Source organism: Lachnospira sp. CLA-JM-H23 (assembly GCF_040096425.1).
Lineage (GTDB): Bacteria > Bacillota > Clostridia > Lachnospirales > Lachnospiraceae > Lachnospira > Lachnospira rogosae.
Genome location: NZ_JBBMET010000007.1, coordinates 176,974 through 195,906 on the forward strand (window position 1 = coordinate 176,974; position 18,933 = coordinate 195,906).

Genomic DNA, 18,933 nt, shown 5'->3' on the forward strand with positions numbered 1-18,933 from the left:
TTGTCAGTGTTTAAGAAATGGAGAGATGTATGAAAGTAGTAGAAAATGCAATTATTGTTCCGATATTTACAATGATAATTATTGCACTGATAAGTGTTGGGATTTATATGCACGATAGGATAATCATAAGGAATATGGTGAGTCAGATATCGATAGAGTATGAAAAGGAAAGTGATATTACTGCAAGGAAAGAGCTGATAAAAAGAGGAGAGAGGTATGCGGCAGACAGGACTATGTTCCTTCGGGATATAAATATATATGATGACAGGGTATATCAACAGGACGAAAGCATAGTGTGTAGTGCCAGTTTTCCGGTTATAGGAAGTTACGCAGGTATGTCAGATATATGTAATATTAGTGAAAATGTAAATAAAATAGATAATGCCCGGTTGATACGAAAGACAAATGCTCTTATGGAGGTGGTTGGATAATGAGCCAGTATTGTGGTGAGGATTTAAGCATTAAATATGAAAGAAATAATAATATAAGTTATGCGGTGGTTGATATAACTGATAGCAATGAGCTGGTTGAGTATGAGATGAAAATGCTTATGCGAAACAGGCCTGATTATTTTCTTCAATTTTCCATTAACGAGATTAATTCAAGAAAATGTATATATTATGATATAACTTCAAAACAGCAGTTAAGCACATTGCTTGAATATGGCAAGGTTAATATGTCTGATGTGCAGTCATTGCTTGGCAACATATCTAAGATGGCAAGAGTTGTAAATGAATATATGCTTAATCTTGATCGTGTAATATTAGACCCAGGATGTATATATATTTCTTTAGTAGATAAGAAAGTGTATTTTATGTATTCCCTGCTGGATAATAATACGGATTTTTATGGGAAAATGCGAAGCCTGTATGAATATATATTAGAAAGATTTGACCATTCAATTGAAAAAATAAGACTTGTAAAATTCTATGAAGCGTACCAGAGAATTCTCGTAAGAGATTACACACCATATAATCTTATGCAGTTATTTGAAGATAATGAAGATGAAAGTAATTCGGTGGATAAAAGTGGTTCTGATAATACGGCGGAGGGTGGTGAGTATTCTAATATTATCAATAATACAGAGGGAATGGCAGGCTCTAAGGTTCTCAATAATGCTGATAGTGTGGTAAATTGCAGGGGTGCAAATAATAATGAGAGCACCGTCAATTCTAAATTCCGAAGAAAATCGGATAGTGTACCGGATTTTAGTTCCCAAAGAAATATTAATAAGGGAAGCAGTGCTGATGAGCCGCATACAGATATTAAAGATAAAAGATCATATGCTAATGGGAAGATATTATCAGCGGTAAGACCGGAGCCAGTTGGTGTTGAAGAGCATAATAAATGCATTGACAAAAAGACACAGCTTATATTAAAGGCAGTGGCAGTTTTATTGTTATATAACTCAGCGGCAAGTCTTTTGTTTCGTAGTTATGCGGTTGTAAAGCTGGATACAGTTGTATCGGCAGCATTACTTATAGCTGGAATTGTGTTGTTCTATATTGCAGATAAGGCGGGTGTGCTTGTTGGAGATTTAAAGCAGGCGAAGTCAGAAAATGTCAACGAAATTCCGTATCGTTTTGACCTTAACGAGGAGATTGATAATAAGCTTGTAACGGCAGAGGTTATTAAAGATAATGAGGGAAATGTAGATAATAGGGCAGAAGAATGTGAGCATACAATTCTTTTAAGTGACTATCTTAAATCACTGGCAGAAGAAGATAATAAGAATAATAAGCTTTGCCTTCAAGGTCTGACAGATGATTTGTTTCCTGATGTAAGACCTGATAATGGAGAATATGATAATGTTAATAATACCATTGGTCTGTGTAAGTTTCCCTGCACAGTTGGAAGCATCAGGGAAGCTTCTGATGTATACATAGACAATCCGGTTATAAGTAAGCTTCACGCCTGTTTTTCGTATGGCGATAAAGGTTTCTTTGTAGAGGATATGAATTCGACTAATGGTACTTATATTAATGGTGAGAGACTGAAGGTGCATACAAGAGTTAATATTAATAATGGAGATATATTAAAGTTTGCGGCGTATGAGTTCAAAGTAAGTATAGTATAAAGTAAGTGTATAAAGTCAGTACAGTAAATGTCGCCAAAATCTAATACTTGTGTTACAATTATCGGAAAGCTTAATTGATAACAGGTATATTTGGGAGGATATTAATTATATGAATGTAAACATATATTATGGTGGACGAGGTCTTGTAGATGACCCGACAATTGTCGTTATTAACAGAATCCAGGAAGTGTTAGAGGAACTTAATGTTCACGTTACAAGGTATAATCTTTATGAGATAAAGAATACAATTACAACTCTTTCGCAGTCAGTAGTTGAGGCAGACGGAGTTGTGTTTGCTACTACAGTTGAGTGGGTTGGTATGGGAGGCTATATGCAGACACTTCTTGACTCCTGCTGGCTATATGCAGACAAGAGCAGAACATCATCTACGTATATGTTTCCGGTGGTTATGTCAAGAGCATATGGAGAACGTGAAGTTGTTACAGCACTCAGCAATTCGTGGGAGATAATAGGTGGAGTTGTAGGCGAGTCATTAAGTGCTTATGTAGACGATACAACAGATTTTGAATTTAATAACGAATATAAAGAGATAATCGAAAAATATGCTGAAAATATATACAGAACCATATCAAAGGGCTTAAGAAATCTTCCTTCAAGCAGTCAGACTATAAGAAAGAATGTTATTAAAGAGGTTGTTAATTTCACACCTCAGGAGAGTGAACAGCTATCTAAGTATGCATCTGATGATGAATTTGTTAAGACACAGAAAGAGGATATAGAGTCACTTGCAAGCATATATAAAGAACTTCTTAGTGATGAACAGAATGGTGGAGATGATTATTATCTTAGCGTATTCAGAAATCATTTTAAGCCACAGCTTAATTATAATGGCAGGTATATGTTTATGATAAGCGATAAGGATAAGAATATTATAGTTAATGTTCAGGGAAGCAATCTTACAGTAGAGTTTGGTCAGGATATGGAAGCTGATGTTATTGGTAAAATGTCTAAAGAAACCTTTGACCGCATAGTTCAGGGGAGAATTACATTCCACAGGGCATTTATGACTGGAGATATGACAGCCAAAGGTAATTTCAGAACATTAAGAATGTTAGACGAAGTATTTAATTTTGAAGATTAAAAGCGAAAACTGTAGTTACTACATCATTATCGGATATGATATTCCAGTCAATGCCGCTTAAAAGGCATATCTGGTTCACAATTGAAAGACCAAGACCAGTGTGCCCCTTGTGTGTTGTGTAGAAAGGCTTGCAGAGCTTACTTTTAAGTCCAGGTCTGTTACAGTTATTATCATTAATGTCATTGTTAATGCAGGAGCTGATATTATCAGGCTGGTAAATAGAGCTGCCGTTATTGGTTTTATTACTTCCTATTGAAAGAATCAGCTTATCTTTAATGTCAGGTGACATTATAGCGGACAATATAAGTATACAATTGTTACAGTTACGCTCACTGGCGGCTTCGTAAGCATTATCAATGATTTCTTTTAAGGCAATATTAAGATAATGAGAGCTGGCATATATTGAAGCTGAACTACATTCCAGGCTGATATCAGAAGTATCAAGGGCTATAAGACCATTGTATCTTGATTTGATATATTCATTAATGTTGTTAATGATATCAGATAGAGTACAGCTTACCGTTTCGCTTTGCTTGAAGCTGTATCTGTAGATAGATGTTCTTTCAAGATAATTAACAAGTTCATCTATTGTTGAACCCATATTATTCCAGAATTTGTTACTGCGAAGTTCATCATTGCGGCTTGAAAGAAGCTGGTAGCAGGTTTTTAAATAGGCTGCCTGGTTCTTGATTTCGTGAGAGATTACAGAGCTTTCTTCAAGGGCGGCACTGCATACGCTGTTAATTGCATCAGATAACTGTTTATTATCACTACAGTTATTGGATATAGTTGTATATTCGTTAAAAGTTAGCATTACAATCCCCATTCTGCCATTTGGCTGTACTTTTTTGTCTTTTAAAGCAAATAATATTGTAATCCACCTTGCTTTAAGTTATTATACGAGTATATACTGAAACATAAAATAAGTAAATAATAAATGGGAGGAGATATGCTCTATGAAAAAAGATGATTGCATATTCTGCAAGCTGGCTAATGGAGACATACCAACTAATTCATTATATGAGGATGATATTGTAAAAGTTATATTTGATGCAGGTCCTGCATCAGATGGACACGTTTTAATTCTTCCAAAGAACCATTATGATGACATATATTCTATGGACGAAGATACAGCAGCTCATGTATTTAAGGTTGCTACAAGGATTGCCAAAGCATATAAACAGTCATTGGATTATGAAGGACTTAATATAGTACAGAATAATGGCGAGGCAGCAGGCCAGACGGTATTCCATTTTCATATGCACATCATTCCTAGATATAAGAATGATACAGTTAATGTAGGCTGGAAGCCGGGAGAAGCTAAAGAAGATGTTATTAATGCTATAAAGAATAAGGTTACACCTTATTTATAAAATATAAGCATATAATTAATAGCTAGATGTTTAATAACATATATAATATTCAGGAGGAACAATAATCAATGGTTAAGTTAAGCAAAGGTGGGGCATATCTCATTAATGGAACAGAAATTATTGAAGATAGCCAGACAGCATTAGCACAGGTAGCTGCTAAGACAGGCAGTAATATCACAAGTGAAGAGGCGGCAAAGAATACAATTGCCTATGGAATTCTTAAATCACATAATACATCAGATAATATGGACAAGCTTAAGATAAAGTTTGATAAGATGACTTCACACGATATTACATTCGTAGGAATTATACAGACAGCAAGAGCATCAGGACTTGAGAAGTTCCCAATACCTTATGTACTTACTAACTGTCACAACAGTTTATGTGCAGTAGGTGGAACAATTAACGAAGATGATCATATGTTTGGACTTACATGTGCTAAGAAATACGGCGGAATATATGTACCTCCACATCAGGCCGTTATTCACCAGTTTGCAAGAGAAATGCTTGCAGAAGGCGGCAAGATGATACTTGGTTCAGACAGCCATACACGTTATGGTGCACTTGGTACTATGGCAATGGGTGAAGGTGGACCAGAGCTTGTTAAACAGCTTCTTAATAAGACATACGATATTAATATGCCGGGTGTTGTAGCTATCTATATGACAGGTGAGCCAATGAAGGGCGTAGGTCCTCAGGACGTTGCACTTGCAATTATAGGTGAGGTATTCGCTAACGGATATGTTAAGAATAAGGTTATGGAATTCGTTGGACCAGGTGTGTCTAACTTAAGTGCTGATTTCAGAATTGGCGTTGATGTTATGACAACAGAGACAACTTGTCTTTCATCAATATGGAGAACTGATGAAAAGATTAAGGAATTCTATGATATACACGGAAGAAGCGAGAGCTACAAGGAACTTAATCCTGGCAGTGTCGCATATTATGACGGAGTTGTATATGTTGACCTTAGTAAGATTAAGCCAATGATAGCAATGCCATTCCATCCAAGTAATACATATACTATTGATGAACTTAATGCTAACCTTGAGGATATTTTAAGAGATGTAGAGAAGAAGGCACTTGTAAGTCTTGACGGACAGGTAGACTTCAAGCTTACTAATAAGATTAAAGATGGCAGGCTTTATGTAGATCAGGGAATTATCGCTGGTTGTGCAGGTGGTGGATTTGAGAATATCTGTGCGGCAGCAGACATATTAAGAGGCCATTCAATAGGTGCAGACGAGTTCACATTAAGCGTATATCCAGCAAGTACACCTATATATATGGAGCTTGCAAGAAATGGACGTCTTGCTGACCTTATGGAGACAGGTGCAATTGTTAAGACTGCATTCTGTGGACCTTGCTTTGGTGCTGGTGATACTCCTGCAAACAACGCATTTTCTATCAGACATTCTACAAGAAACTTCCCTAACAGAGAAGGTTCTAAGTTACAGAATGGACAGATATCATCAGTTGCACTTATGGATGCAAGATCTATTGCAGCTACAGCAGCTAATAAGGGCTTCCTTACAGCAGCTACAGATTGTGATGTAGAATTCACAGGACCAACATATCATTTTGATAGTGCTATATATGCTAACAGAGTATTTGACAGCAAGGGTGTAGCAGACCCAGAACAGGAAATACAGTTTGGACCTAATATTAAGGACTGGCCAGAGATGGTAGCACTCCCAGAGAACTTAATCATTAAGGTTGTATCAGAAATTCACGACCCAGTTACAACAACAGATGAACTTATCCCATCAGGAGAGACATCATCATACCGTTCTAATCCTTTAGGACTTGCAGAATTTGCTCTTTCAAGAAAAGACCCAGCATATGTTGGACGTGCTAAAGAAGTACAGAAGGCAGAGAAAGCAAGAGAAGCTGGCGAATGTATGGGAGAAGCACTTCCAGAGTTAAGAGATATTATGCATAAGATTAAAGAAACTTATGATGTAAGCAAAGAAAATGTTGGTGTTGGAAGCACAATATTTGCAGTTAAGCCAGGTGATGGTTCGGCAAGAGAGCAGGCAGCATCATGTCAGAAGGTTCTTGGCGGATGGGCTAATATAGCTAATGAGTACGCTACTAAGAGATACCGTTCTAACCTTATTAACTGGGGTATGCTTCCATTTATAATAGATAAGGGAGAACTTCCATTTACTAATGGAGATTATATCTTTATACCTAAGATAGCTGATGCGGTTAAGAATAAGGCTACATCAATGAAAGCATATGTAGTTAACAAAGATATGAAAGAATTTGAACTTAAAATGGATGAGCTTACAGATGATGAGCGTGAGATAATTCTTGACGGATGTCTTATTAACTACTACAGAAACCATTAATATAAAATAGAGGCAGATAATGGCAGAACAGAATATACTCAATGGTGACCAGCAGGTTTTAGAGCAGATTCTTGGCGATATTAATGAACACGCTGAAAAGAAAGAACGTCTTGAGCGTATGTCAGTAAGTATCAGGGATATAACCAAGGAGATAGATAGCACCACTAAAGCTATGGAAGATGAGATTTCGTCAAGAATAAGTGAAAGTACGGACTCTATATGTGCAGGTTATGATAAAGCGGTTTCACAGGATAAAGACACAATTAAGCAGGTTCAGGCAGACAGAGATAAAGCTAAGATGCAGGGGATTAAAGAGCGAATAGCTTCTGAGACAGCATCTTTAAGAGCTGAGAATAAGAGCCTTCAGAATGAGATTAATGAAGCATTTATTCAGGAGAATATACCTCGTATTGTTAATAATTCATTTTTTATGGCATTATATATTTCAAGAAAAGTCAGAGATGTATTAGTGTATACTTTATTTCTGCTCATAGTATTTGCATTAATACCTGCGGCATTATATTTATTACCAGTCATACCAGCATATGTACCGGTTATATATGCTGGCGTGATGGGAATATTACTTCTTATAATTGGAAGAAGCGTATATATTAACCTTATACTTGCACATAAGGATACTATTATGGCGGCAAGGGATACCAGGTATAAGATAAGGGATAATAAAAGAATAATCAAAAAGACACAACATTCAATCAAGAAAGATAAAGACGAAGCTATGTATGGGCTTGAAAGCTTTGATAACAGAATTAATTCTATCGGTGATAATATTAAAAAGACCGAGGAAGAGAAGCAGAATGCTTTAAGGGAATTTGAAGAAACTGTAAAGCCGGACCTTGTTAAAGAGGTAGAGGGCAGATACTTAGATAAGCTTAATCTTATGAGAGAAGAACTTGCCAAGAAGAAAGATGAATATATGAAGTTAGATGACCTCATCAAACAGCAGAGAATATATATATCATCTAATTATGAAGCTTATCTTGGTAAAGAATTTGTTAATGTCCAGCGCTTAACAGAACTTGATAATATTATCAGTTCAGGAGAAGCACAGACTATTTCGCAGGCAATGGCTGTATACAAGAATAGGAAATAACCATCAGGCTATAGTTTTTGGGGTAATAATTAATATATTGCCCGATATAAGCAGTGCATTGAGTGCGTTAAATATTACATCAGCAAGCTGGATTATAAGGTAAAGACGGGTTGTCTGAAGTATGGAGTGATTAGAATTACTGGAAGAATTAACGATTCCGGTAATGTGAACAGCTCCGACTTCAGGCAGCTTTTTTTTGACCCCGAGTCCAGGTTTTAAAGGACCTTCTCCTAAAGTGATAAGTCCGATATGTTCTTCACGTCCAAGAGAAGCATCAATCGCAATAATAAAAGGATCAACAAAGGTTTCATTGATTTTGTCTATATATAGTTGAAGATTGCCTGCGTGTACAGGGTGCATTAAATCTCCATATATGTAGAATCCACATTGAGGTGCTTTCTTTAGCTTGTACCCAATAAGAGGTCCAAGACTGTCGCCGGTTGAGCGGTCACTGCCAATACATAGAATTATGATTTCCTGATTAGGCTTCTTCTTAGTGTTTATTATTGACTTAAGTCGTATGCTTAATAATAAAGCAGCTTTTTCGCTGGAAGAATCAAAATAATAATTCATAAGACCTCACTTCTTCGCACAATTTGCAATATATTTTTAAGATAATATATTTAGTGGCATCAAAAAATATTACAAAAAATAAAATTAAATTATCCAGCCGACATATTATGATAAAATTCTTAAGTTTATGGTGCTATTATGCAAATATCAAAAGTGGACATACCTAATGCGGCAATACATATGTGCGCTGTCAGAATGTATTGTTGTGTGTCTATTGCTTAATATCAGCGCAGGAATGAGGAGGGTATGATTGAGATTATATGTAATAAAGATGAGTCGGATAAGAATTCACACCATGTAAAAGAAGGTGTGACAGGCATAAGAAGACCAAAGAATATAAAGCAGATAGGTGATGTAAGCTCTGATAAGAAAATATACATAGAAGATTATGCGTTTACATACATCAATTCTATTGCATATAATAATCCAATGATAGAGCAGGCTGGCGTGTTATTAGGCGAGCTGCAGAAGGACAGTGAGGAAAAATGCGTATTTGTAAAGGGGGTAATTAAATCTGTTGTAGAGGATAAGGGGGAGAGAATACGTTTTGATGAAAATGTATGGAACAGAATATATTCAGATACAGAGAAATATTTTCCAAATCTGTCGGTTGTGGGCTGGTTTGCAGTTGTGCCAGATTTAACAAGTGAGAGAATGGCAAGGCTTAAGAAAATCCATCTTGATAATTTTGCGGGTATGATGAAGACATTATATCTTGTGGATACGGCCTGTAAAGAGGAGCATTTTTACCTGTATGAAAATGGAAGTCTTAGAAAACAGAAAGGGTATGTGTGTTTCTATGAGCGGAATTATGAAATGCAGGAATATATGCTTGAACGCAATGGAAAGAAATCCTGTGAGGATTCCAGGACTGATAAGGTTATGCAGACAATAAGAAATGTAATCAAAGAAAAAGATGAGCTGCACGAACAGAAGAAAAGTAATTCATTTATGTATGTTATGAGTACATTTCTTGTTGTGGTCATAATTGTTATTGGAATTAATCTTATGAACAGCTATGAGAAGATGAAGCAGTTCGACAAGTCGATTAATACTCTTATGAATCAGATGTCGGGAAATGATACAGACCAGTCAGACAATCAGGATGACACGGTTACAGTGAACAAGTTGTCAGGAGATGTGTATCCAACTAAAGGCGATACAGACACATCACAGAACGAAGATAATATGAAAAATGCGGATAACTACAGTAATGCAGGCAGTAATTCCAGCGGCACAGAAAGAAACTCCGGTAGTGCGAATAGTTCGGAAAGTTTGAATAACTCAGACGATGCGAATGGCGTGGGTGATGAGAACAGCTCTGACAGCAGCACGGCCCCTAAGACAGCACAGGGTGTTTCGTCTGGTGATGATACGGCGGCTTATACAGCTTATGTATATACGGTAAAGACAGGGGATACGCTTATGAGCATATGCAAGAAGCATTATGGAACTACAACTAAATATACAGAGGTTCTTAAGTATAATGAATTAGATGATGCCAATGTTCTATATGTAGGACAAGAAATAAAACTTCCTTGAATATTTATGGGGATAATGTATAATAAAATCAGCTTTTAAGCCTTGATTATAATAAAGGGGACAACAGATGGCTGATATAATTTCAGGAAGTTCAAGATTTAATGGAGATAAGAACGCTCCGGCAAGAAAAGTAATACAGATGAATAATGTTTCGGAGGCGGCGACGCACGAAACGGAAGATGATGAGATTGTCAAACACAGAATAAAGAAGCATAGAAGACATATGGTAATAATAGCTGCTATTGGCGTGATTGTAATCGCAATTGCGGTAGTGCTTGTTATGAGGCTTATTGATGGATATGTATTTACCTCGTATTCAGTTACAGGTTCTCTTAACAGGGAAGATATTGAGTCTTCTGGCTATATAGCATATGGTGATGGTTATATAAGATACAGTAATGATGGTGCAGCATATTATACGGCCAAGGGCAAGGCACTGTGGAACCAGACATATTCTATGCAGAAGCCGCAGGTTAAGATATGTGAGGACTGTGTTGCAATAGGAGATATTAACGGCAATACGATATATATTTTTAATAAAAATGGCAATATAGGAAAAGTAGATACTTCACTTGTCATATCGCAGATTGAGGTTGCAGCTAATGGAGCAGTTGCGGCAGTGCTTGAAGATAATGAAGCTAACTACATCAATATGTATGACAAGGAAGGCAATAAAATCTACAGTGTAAAGACAACACTTGCAGGAGATGGATATCCGCTTGATATAAGTATTTCCAACGACTCAGCCAAGCTTATCGCCTCATATGTATATGTAAGCGGTGAAGAGATTAAGACTAATGTGGTGTTCTACAACTTTTCGGAGGTGGGACAGAATGAAACTGAGCGAGTTGTTGGTGGTTTCAATCATTATAATGACGTGCTTGTTGGAGATGTCCAGTTCTTAAGCAATAATATAGCGGTAGCAGTTGGAGAAAATGTAATAAGTATATATAAGATAAAGGAATATCCAAGTCTTGAAAAGGAAATACAGATAGATAATACAATAGACAGGGTATTCTTTGGCACAGATTATATTGGCCTTGTGCTGGATAACTCAGACTCAGGAGAATTATACAAAATGGTTGTATACAATTTTTCTGGTTCAAAGGTGTGTGAAGCTGAATTCGGAACACAGGTTGATAATATACAGTTTGATGGTTCAAGTGTAGTTATGAATAATTCGACTTCATTTTCTGTATTCAATCTTAAAGGAAAGAATGTTGCTAATATGAGCTTTGATATGCCGGCTAGTAAGGTACTTCCAACAGGTACAAGAGGTGAATATATATTAATTAACACCAAGTATATCCAGAATATTAAACTCAAGTAACTACAATTTAGATAATAAATAATGTCTGGAATGACTCAATGACGGATAATGAATTATATGAAATATAATGGTAATTTTATAATATTTAACAGGAGATGATATGGTACTAATATGCGTTGCGGCTATTTTATGTATAGCGGCTTTTAATGGAATGAAAAAAGGTGCAATAAGAATGGCGGCATCACTCGTTGCTATGATTATAACAATAGCTGTCACAACATTTGCATCACCAATAGTAAGTGAAAAAGTAAAGAATGATACGGATATGGACGAGCGTATTACACAGAGCATATATGAAAATATCATAAAAGACGGCAGGAAATATGGAGAAGATGATTCACAGGTTATAGACAGCAGTACTGTTGCATACAAGGATGCGATACAGTCAAAGGTTGATGCCATAAGTGAATATATGAAGCTTCCACAGAGCCTTTCTGACAATATAACAGAGTCAGCAGCTATGAAAATACTAGACTCAGCTGGAACATCGGCTGAGGTTACAATAAAAGAGATGGCGGCACAGATATTTGCGGCACAGCTTAGTGCTATCATAATTAATGCAATATGCTACTGCATAGTATTTGTTATATTATACATAATTCTTAAGGTGTTTATGGGAGTGACAGGCGTAATAAGCAGGCTTCCGGTTATTCATCAGGCTGACAAATTGTGCGGAACAATAGCAGGTATAGTTGAAGGACTTATTATAGTGTGGGTAGTATTTGCAATAGTTACAGCATTTGGCAATAATGTATGGGCTTCGGATATACTTGCACAGATTCATAGCAGCAGCTTTTTGGAATTTATATACGATAATAATATTATAATGAAGATGATAATATCATAGACAGAGGAATAATATGCGTATAGCTATATGTGAAGATGATAAGATACAGGCGGGAACATTGGAACATCTTCTTGATGACAGATTGAGGGAAACAGAATGTGAAGCAGAAGTAGATGTATATTTTGGCGTAGATGACATAAAACGAGAACTTAACAATAAGCATTATGATGCTTATTTTCTTGATATTGAACTTGGGGCGGATAATGGTGTAGAGCTGGCAAAGAATATTAAACAGTCAGATATTAATTCAATAGTAGTGTTCACGACAAGCCATACAGATTATATGGCGGAAGCATTTGATGTACACGCTTTTAATTATATTGTGAAGCCTGTTACAATGCAGAAGGTGGACAAGATTGTAACACAGCTTGAAGAGGTTATTAATTCAAGAGATGACAAGCTTATATTCAGATGTAACAGAGAGTTAGTCAGCACATACTATGACGATATCGTGTATATGGAGTCGTCCAAAAGAATAATTAACCTTATAACCACTAATATGGAATATCAGTTCTATGGAAAGATTAATGATGTATATAATGAACTTCCAGAGCTGATATTTGGAAAGACAAGAAGTGGCTGTATTGTTAATTACAGATATGTAAGCAGGGTTGATAAATCCAATGTCTGGTGCAGGAGAGGCGTAGATGGCAAAGAGATAAGACTGGACTTGGGACGTGGAAGATATAACGATTTTATGACAGATTATACGAGCTATATAACATCAGAGAGAGGCAAAAGCAGAAGGCTCTGGTAGTTTAATATTAAGAGGTGCACTTAAGATATGTTAGATAATCATATGTTTTTATTGTGTATGCTGGCAGGTATAATAGACTATATTATATATATTGGGTATCAGAAGAATTATATATATGTGGAACATTTGAAACCAGCAGATAGTTCATATGGGCTTAATGTACGGCTGTTAAGTTATTTTAAAAGAGCTGTTTATTATGTATATAATATTCTTCTGGCGGCAGTTGATATATTATGTATGTACAGTTTTCTGATTAACAACAGCTATACGATGTATATACTTCTTCTTGTTATTATGCTTGCAGGTTTTAAGTATAGTGCTTTTGATGTATACACGGTAACAGCCAGTACGGCATATCATATAAGTATGTCGGTTACTGTTAATATTCTGGTTCGTCTGATATTGGAGAACTGTTCTCTTACGAGAATTGAAAAGTACAGTTCAGACATTAGTAGAGAAATTAGCTGTATTATTATGGTAAGAATACTGATTGTAATACTTGTTGATGTATATGATAAATATATAGGCATAAAGCTTGGAAGGCTTGCAGGGACAGCTATAGCTGTGACATCACTTGGCATAACTGTGGCATGTATTATGGTAAGCAAAATGGCATATAAATATGTTGACACAAGACCAATTGTGCTGGCAGTTCTTATTATTCTATGGTGCATAACTAACATAATAGCGATGCTTATTAATATGATTGAACAGAACAGCCGTCATAGTTATGAGATTATTATGCTTGAACGTGAGCGGCAGACTAACAGGGAAATATACGATAATATCAAATCAGGACAGGAAGAATTAAGGGATATAAGGCACGATATCAAGAACAGGCTTAGTTCCTTAAGGAGTGTTATAGTACAGAATGACAGCAGTGCGGCACTTGATTATTTAGACGGAATGATAGGAAGTGTCGATATGGTTAAGGGGAAAATATACTGTAATAATCTTGTCATCAATAACATTCTGACATACAAGCTCAGTGGTGTTGCTGATAACATTTCGGTGGAATGTGAGGCGGAAGTTCCAGAGCAGATTAGTGTGGATATGGGAGATTTAGGAGTTATAATAGGTAATCTGTTAGACAACAGCATTAAAGCTGTGAATAATATTAATACAGGTGGTTATATACATATAATTATAACAGAGAGCATAGGAAAGCTTATAATAATAATAGAGAATAATTACCTGAAAGATACAGAAAAGAAGCCAGCCATATATTACATAGATCACGGCAGGGGCATTAATAATGTGCGCCGTATTGTTAAGAAATATGGAGGAAGTTATAAGGAAAATGTGTCTGAAAATGTGTATCAGACCAAGATAAGCATTTGATGTGCAAAAAGTTACATTAATGAATACAACTTTTTACATTAACCGAATATCGCAAAATGCGTATGATATAATCCAGTGCATAGAGATTAGAATCTATGTGCTGGATTTTTTTATGCGGCTGGGCTTAACACAGGAATGGAGGATATTATGAAGCAGATGTTAAAAATAGAGCTGGAGAGGGCGTTTAAAAGTGCAGGTTTAAAAGTGTCGCTCCTGATAGGTATAGTTATAAGTGCATTACATTTTTTTCAGAAGGTATTACCAACGGCACTCGATCCATTACATTTTTATAAAACAGGTAATCTTGAAACAGTAGCCAATGTTAATAATATGTGGATGGCAATGGGTGAAGGCTGGCATTACACATTGTATGTCAGGCTTATTCCGTTACTTGCTGTTGTGCCTTATGCCGTTACATATTATACAGATTATAAAAAGGGGATTGTAAAGAATTATTATACAAGAACCAAAAAGATTAATTACATATCAGCCAAATATATTGCAGTGTTTCTTACAGGTGGAACGGCGGCAGTTGCTCCGTTAGTACTGGATCTGATTGCTACATCAGCAGTGATGCCATCTTTTATAGCAATTAGTCATACTGTTCCCTGTAATGGCAATGGAATATGGTCATATATATTATTCTCACATCCGTATATATATTATTTGTTATATTTTATTCTCCAGTTTATATGTGCAGGACTGATGGCAACAATGTCTCTCGTTGTATCGCTGTATGTTAATAATGCATTTATTGTACTGTTGTTTCCAAGTGTATTATGTGAATTCATTAATGCAGTTTCAACATGGATTCCTGTTAAATATAGATATATAAAAGGGGCGGCTCCATGGAGATTGTTCAGGATTGATCAGGTGGCAATAAATTACTGGCAGAGTTATGTGATATTTATATGCGTGGTTTTGTTGTTTGATCTTGTTATATATGTGTGGAGAGGGGTGAAGAATGATGCACTCTAAAAAGAGAATTATAAAGCGTGTTGTTATAGCCTGCCTGATATTAGTAGTATCTGGTGTGTGGCTTGTAGGTTACATAGATGTCAATAAAAGATTTCCAAAGCCAGAGCAGCAGGTGCATTCAATTGGAGAATGGGTAAGGACGGGCGATACGAGCATAAAAGTTAATTCTGTAGAATATATGCCGCAGGAAGAAGCAAACAGCCAATATGGATCAGAACTTCTCCCTGATAACGGGAATAATAGTAATACTTATTATTTTATAGCGAAGATTGATGTCAAGAATGAAACAGATAAGGAAATCAAATTATCAAAAACACTTTTAGAGCATCTTGGATTGGAGATATATCCTGTTGGCGTATTAATATATGGAGAAGTGATGGAAAATGGAGAATTGACAAGCATAAAGCTTAAAGCACAAGAACAAAGGGAAATTGTATTGCATTTTATAATGTCACAAGGAGTGTTGCGGGATGATAGAAGATGGATGTTGAAAAAGTCACAGATTCGTATTGTACTGTCTAATTATCCTGTACACGAAATTATAGTTCTTGATGATATTAAGGGATTGTAAAGAGGAGTTTATTTATGAAAAGAAAAAGTATAATATTTGCTATTTTATGTGTATTAATGCTGGTATCAGGCTGTAGCAGCCAAAGTACTGATGATATATATCAGATGATGGAAAATGCATCATCAAAATCAAATGGCAGTGAATCATCTGGACAATCAGATATGGTTTCTGACAATTCACCACGCGTATATACAGAAGATTATAAGGAGTGCAATAAAAATTATATGCCGGAACTGGTACAGACTGGGGAGACGGCTAAGGTTACAATTGGTAGTAGAAATGATACGTTATCATTTACAGTTACAGATGCCCTTATTACAGATGATTTTAGTGATTTAAGACAGCTTACATCACAGGCGGCATATGATAATATAAGAAATTTCCTGCTTTATGTAGAAACAGATGATTATATAGATGAACAGGGGAATATATTAGACAGTGAACGTGGGGTTGAGAGGAAAGCGCTTTTTGTAAAGCTTAGTATAAAAAATGAGAATAATAGTGAATACACATTGCCTATACACAGCCTGAGTCTGTATAGCATAAAAAAGGAGAATTCTGTGATGAAATACAGACGCTTGAAAGGGACAAATGATGGAGGACCTATTTGTGCAAATGCACCAGATGCATTTACTTTGAAATCGGCTTCTAAAATTACATTACAGCCGGGCGAGGAAAAAGAAGAAGTGTTAATATATTTTGAAGAAGATAAGTGGGTTGAACAGTATACATATCGTTATGATAAGGATATAGGAAAGGGTGTATATGGAGATCTGGTGTATGGAGATGATATTTCATATGACAATATATATTTTTCAACTTCATTTATGTACGAAAGTAATAATCAAAACAAGGACAGAGGCTACTTTGAGAAGATTAAGAGTCTTATTAAACTGGATATAAGACAGGAATAATGGAACGTGAAGAATTGCAATAACAGGTGGTATGATGAAAAGATTAGTTGATTTATTGCGGGTAAATGAGTCAAGGTTTACAGCTATTATATTAGGTGCAATGACAATTGCTGCTGTTATTAATTTTAATGGGCAGCTTGGGAGCGGCGGAGGAGTGCCGTGCTTATATGATGTCTATATAATAGGTATTTTGCATGTGGTGGATACATTTGGTGTTCCATTGCTGCTGTTTTATACATTATTTGTCGAAAGGCATAACCAGAGAATAATGCAGGTTGTCAGGGAACGCACAGTTAATGATGTATGGAAAAGATGCGTGATAGATTTACTCATTTTGTGTACGTTTTTTACGGTATATGTCTTTGCTTTAACCACGATTGTAGGTTTATTGCGGACAAATACATTTTATAATTGGGGAGAACAATATAGTCGCTGTGCGAAATGGCTTGGAAAAGTATGTGAAGAACAGCCATCATTTGTTATGCTGCTGGTGGCATATGTAATAGAGACATTTCAGTGCTTTTTAATAACGGGAATTGTAATGATCGGAGTATGGTGGTGCACCAATAAAGAATGGGCAGGATATATATCTGCAATAATATTAATTACTATAGACAGAAGCTTTGAAAGCCATGGCTTAATATTTGGCAGTTATCAGGTATCAAGCTATACATACAAGGTTGGCTTAAACTTAGGTGTAAATATAATATATCCGCTGATAGTTATGGTAATAATATTTGTCCTTGTGAACGTGGCAGTAAGATTTAAGAAAAAGGAATTCTTAGGGACATAGATTGTGCAGAAAACTTATAACTTTGCAGAAAAGATAAGGGAGAGAGTGTGGATGTTGTGGTGGCAGATAAAAAGCGACATAAGAGAGGGCATTGTACAGCAATGGAAAAGATTTGCAATGCTTGGAATAATATATACAGTATGTGTAATATATTTTATTATGATATGCAGCTTTAGCAGACATATTGACTCGTATACGTGTGGAGATATGATTTTATGGGTGTTAAGGGGTGTTAAGAAATATGATAGTGGTGTGATTAAAACCGTAGACATATCCTCTGTGTATATGCTTCCTAATATATTTGTAGCTTATATTGTCGGCAATTATGTCATCAAAGACCTGTATGGCTTTGGAAAGAATATTATCGTCAGAACAGGAAGTAGGTTTAACTGGTGGATAAGCAAATGTATATGGGGCATATTAACAGCAGTGCTAAGTTATGCAATATTGTATGCTGTAATAATAGTGGCTGGAATATGCACAGGAGGCGTTAAGCTTGCACCGACACCAGAAGTATGCTATTCGGCTATTTCTATGGATAAACAGATTATTATACAGAACACTAATCTGACAGGTCTGGTGATAAGTCTTATGGCTATGAGCCTGCTTATGACAATAACATTCTGCATTATCCAGATTACAGTCGGACTTATTATATCACCAGTCATTGGATATGTTATTGTGATGTCATATCTTATTATAGGTGCATTTTCAGATAATCCATTCATTATATCCATATATTGTATGGCTTTAAGAAATGGAATATACAGCCCAGAAGGATATAACATATTATTGGGAGTAATTATTATGGCGGCAATAACAATCTTCTGCATAGTAGCAGGCTCATTATATATAAGAAAAATGGATATAATTAACCAGAAACATGAGTGGCAGGGGCACGAATAATGCTTAAATGCATTATAAATTGGGAAAGATTTCAATTTATTGCAAAAAAGAAAAGGATATTTTAAGCCATAAATATAAGAAAAACAGATTAAATTGAGGTAAAAAATAAAAAAATCTCCAAAATCAAGGAAAATATTAAAATGCTGCAAAGCTAGTAAATACGCGGCTTTGCAAAGAATTAACTTTGCTAAATCAACAAAAATCTCAAAAAAATTAAAAAAAATTGAAAAAAGTTGTTGACATATGTGATGGGTGGTGCTATTATAATCAAGTCGCCGCGATACGACAGCGACACAAAAGCTTCTCAAACATAGATAAATACTGAGTTTGAAAGCAATGAACTTTGATAACTGAACAGAAAGAC

At 35.8% G+C, this 18,933-nt stretch carries 18 protein-coding genes; 16 read left to right on the forward strand and 2 right to left on the reverse strand.

Annotation, left to right across the window (positions count from 1 at the left end; translation table 11 throughout):
- Positions 1-29 precede the first annotated feature (29 nt).
- The 3 genes from WMO42_RS10455 (at position 30) to WMO42_RS10465 (ending at position 3,179) form a co-directional block, all read left to right on the forward strand.
- A complete protein-coding gene (locus tag WMO42_RS10455) occupies positions 30-431 on the forward strand; it encodes a TadE family protein (protein WP_022502458.1) in 402 nt (133 codons plus the stop codon).
- A complete protein-coding gene (locus WMO42_RS10460; RefSeq protein WP_022502457.1) occupies positions 431-2,077 on the forward strand; it encodes a DUF6382 domain-containing protein in 1,647 nt (548 codons plus the stop codon). Before WMO42_RS10455 ends, WMO42_RS10460 begins: the two co-directional genes overlap by 1 nt.
- A gap of 109 nt (positions 2,078-2,186) precedes the next feature.
- The gene (locus tag WMO42_RS10465; RefSeq protein WP_022502456.1) at positions 2,187-3,179 is read left to right on the forward strand and encodes an SCP2 sterol-binding domain-containing protein; all 993 of its coding nucleotides are present in this window, start codon (positions 2,187-2,189) and stop codon (positions 3,177-3,179) included.
- Here WMO42_RS10465 and WMO42_RS10470 read toward each other — a convergent pair.
- On the reverse strand, positions 3,163-3,993 hold the full coding sequence (locus tag WMO42_RS10470) for a hypothetical protein (RefSeq protein ID WP_349192232.1): 831 nt from the start codon (positions 3,991-3,993) through the stop codon (positions 3,163-3,165). The two genes, WMO42_RS10465 and WMO42_RS10470, sit on opposite strands and share 17 nt — an antisense overlap.
- Before the next feature lie 142 nt (positions 3,994-4,135).
- Between WMO42_RS10470 and WMO42_RS10475 the strand changes: the two genes are divergently transcribed.
- The 3 genes from WMO42_RS10475 (at position 4,136) to WMO42_RS10485 (ending at position 8,017) form a co-directional block, all read left to right on the forward strand.
- The gene (locus WMO42_RS10475) at positions 4,136-4,552 is read left to right on the forward strand and encodes an HIT family protein (protein ID WP_349153873.1); all 417 of its coding nucleotides are present in this window, start codon (positions 4,136-4,138) and stop codon (positions 4,550-4,552) included.
- A gap of 68 nt (positions 4,553-4,620) precedes the next feature.
- Complete coding sequence (locus WMO42_RS10480; RefSeq protein ID WP_022502453.1) at positions 4,621-6,906, forward strand: hydratase; 2,286 nt, start codon at positions 4,621-4,623, stop codon at positions 6,904-6,906.
- A gap of 19 nt (positions 6,907-6,925) precedes the next feature.
- Positions 6,926-8,017 carry a hypothetical protein gene (locus tag WMO42_RS10485; protein WP_055306944.1) on the forward strand — a complete coding sequence of 364 codons (1,092 nt, stop codon included), beginning with the start codon at positions 6,926-6,928 and terminating at the stop codon, positions 8,015-8,017.
- A 3-nt stretch (positions 8,018-8,020) separates the two neighbouring features.
- On the opposite strand, the gene yyaC is transcribed toward WMO42_RS10485, so the two are convergent.
- Complete coding sequence (yyaC, locus tag WMO42_RS10490; RefSeq protein WP_022502451.1) at positions 8,021-8,590, reverse strand: spore protease YyaC; 570 nt, start codon at positions 8,588-8,590, stop codon at positions 8,021-8,023.
- 246 nt (positions 8,591-8,836) lie between these two features.
- Here yyaC and WMO42_RS10495 point away from each other — a divergent pair, with 246 nt between their 5' ends.
- From WMO42_RS10495 to WMO42_RS10540, 10 genes are all read left to right on the forward strand, one after another.
- Entirely contained in the window at positions 8,837-10,132 is a 1,296-nt protein-coding gene (locus WMO42_RS10495) for a LysM peptidoglycan-binding domain-containing protein (RefSeq protein WP_349192234.1), read from the forward strand.
- A gap of 67 nt (positions 10,133-10,199) precedes the next feature.
- Entirely contained in the window at positions 10,200-11,462 is a 1,263-nt protein-coding gene (locus tag WMO42_RS10500; protein WP_022502449.1) for a DUF5711 family protein, read from the forward strand.
- Between the two features lie 100 nt (positions 11,463-11,562).
- On the forward strand, positions 11,563-12,309 hold the full coding sequence (locus WMO42_RS10505) for a CvpA family protein (RefSeq protein ID WP_055177581.1): 747 nt from the start codon (positions 11,563-11,565) through the stop codon (positions 12,307-12,309).
- Between the two features lie 13 nt (positions 12,310-12,322).
- Positions 12,323-13,066: a LytTR family DNA-binding domain-containing protein gene (locus WMO42_RS10510; RefSeq protein ID WP_022502447.1), complete on the forward strand. Its 744-nt coding sequence runs from the start codon at positions 12,323-12,325 to the stop codon at positions 13,064-13,066.
- A 27-nt stretch (positions 13,067-13,093) separates the two neighbouring features.
- Positions 13,094-14,407 (forward strand): GHKL domain-containing protein, encoded by a 1,314-nt coding sequence (locus WMO42_RS10515; RefSeq protein ID WP_349192236.1) that lies wholly within the window; start codon positions 13,094-13,096, stop codon positions 14,405-14,407.
- A 147-nt stretch (positions 14,408-14,554) separates the two neighbouring features.
- Positions 14,555-15,385, forward strand: a complete 831-nt coding sequence (locus WMO42_RS10520) for a hypothetical protein (RefSeq protein WP_022502445.1) — start codon at positions 14,555-14,557, stop codon at positions 15,383-15,385.
- Entirely contained in the window at positions 15,372-15,956 is a 585-nt protein-coding gene (locus tag WMO42_RS10525) for a DUF4352 domain-containing protein (protein WP_055177591.1), read from the forward strand. The genes WMO42_RS10520 and WMO42_RS10525 overlap by 14 nt, the downstream gene beginning before the upstream one ends.
- 14 nt (positions 15,957-15,970) lie before the next feature.
- Positions 15,971-16,870, forward strand: a complete 900-nt coding sequence (locus WMO42_RS10530) for a hypothetical protein (protein WP_055177594.1) — start codon at positions 15,971-15,973, stop codon at positions 16,868-16,870.
- Positions 16,871-16,901: 31 nt separating this feature from the next.
- Positions 16,902-17,663 carry a hypothetical protein gene (locus WMO42_RS10535; protein WP_349192237.1) on the forward strand — a complete coding sequence of 254 codons (762 nt, stop codon included), beginning with the start codon at positions 16,902-16,904 and terminating at the stop codon, positions 17,661-17,663.
- A 3-nt stretch (positions 17,664-17,666) separates the two neighbouring features.
- Positions 17,667-18,569 carry a hypothetical protein gene (locus WMO42_RS10540; protein ID WP_349192238.1) on the forward strand — a complete coding sequence of 301 codons (903 nt, stop codon included), beginning with the start codon at positions 17,667-17,669 and terminating at the stop codon, positions 18,567-18,569.
- Positions 18,570-18,933 lie beyond the last annotated feature (364 nt).

What these genes read in the sequence shown, in the direction of transcription:
- WMO42_RS10455 (WP_022502458.1), top strand. Translation starts at nt 30, where the DNA reads ATGAAAGTAGTAGAAAATGCAATTATTGTTCCGATATTTACAATGATA.
- WMO42_RS10460 (WP_022502457.1), top strand. Translation starts at nt 431, where the DNA reads ATGAGCCAGTATTGTGGTGAGGATTTAAGCATTAAATATGAAAGAAAT.
- WMO42_RS10465 (WP_022502456.1), top strand. Translation starts at nt 2,187, where the DNA reads ATGAATGTAAACATATATTATGGTGGACGAGGTCTTGTAGATGACCCG.
- WMO42_RS10470 (WP_349192232.1), bottom strand. Translation starts at nt 3,993, where the DNA reads ATGCTAACTTTTAACGAATATACAACTATATCCAATAACTGTAGTGAT.
- WMO42_RS10475 (WP_349153873.1), top strand. Translation starts at nt 4,136, where the DNA reads ATGAAAAAAGATGATTGCATATTCTGCAAGCTGGCTAATGGAGACATA.
- WMO42_RS10480 (WP_022502453.1), top strand. Translation starts at nt 4,621, where the DNA reads ATGGTTAAGTTAAGCAAAGGTGGGGCATATCTCATTAATGGAACAGAA.
- WMO42_RS10485 (WP_055306944.1), top strand. Translation starts at nt 6,926, where the DNA reads ATGGCAGAACAGAATATACTCAATGGTGACCAGCAGGTTTTAGAGCAG.
- yyaC (WP_022502451.1), bottom strand. Translation starts at nt 8,590, where the DNA reads ATGAATTATTATTTTGATTCTTCCAGCGAAAAAGCTGCTTTATTATTA.
- WMO42_RS10495 (WP_349192234.1), top strand. Translation starts at nt 8,837, where the DNA reads ATGATTGAGATTATATGTAATAAAGATGAGTCGGATAAGAATTCACAC.
- WMO42_RS10500 (WP_022502449.1), top strand. Translation starts at nt 10,200, where the DNA reads ATGGCTGATATAATTTCAGGAAGTTCAAGATTTAATGGAGATAAGAAC.
- WMO42_RS10505 (WP_055177581.1), top strand. Translation starts at nt 11,563, where the DNA reads ATGGTACTAATATGCGTTGCGGCTATTTTATGTATAGCGGCTTTTAAT.
- WMO42_RS10510 (WP_022502447.1), top strand. Translation starts at nt 12,323, where the DNA reads ATGCGTATAGCTATATGTGAAGATGATAAGATACAGGCGGGAACATTG.
- WMO42_RS10515 (WP_349192236.1), top strand. Translation starts at nt 13,094, where the DNA reads ATGTTAGATAATCATATGTTTTTATTGTGTATGCTGGCAGGTATAATA.
- WMO42_RS10520 (WP_022502445.1), top strand. Translation starts at nt 14,555, where the DNA reads ATGAAGCAGATGTTAAAAATAGAGCTGGAGAGGGCGTTTAAAAGTGCA.
- WMO42_RS10525 (WP_055177591.1), top strand. Translation starts at nt 15,372, where the DNA reads ATGATGCACTCTAAAAAGAGAATTATAAAGCGTGTTGTTATAGCCTGC.
- WMO42_RS10530 (WP_055177594.1), top strand. Translation starts at nt 15,971, where the DNA reads ATGAAAAGAAAAAGTATAATATTTGCTATTTTATGTGTATTAATGCTG.
- WMO42_RS10535 (WP_349192237.1), top strand. Translation starts at nt 16,902, where the DNA reads ATGATGAAAAGATTAGTTGATTTATTGCGGGTAAATGAGTCAAGGTTT.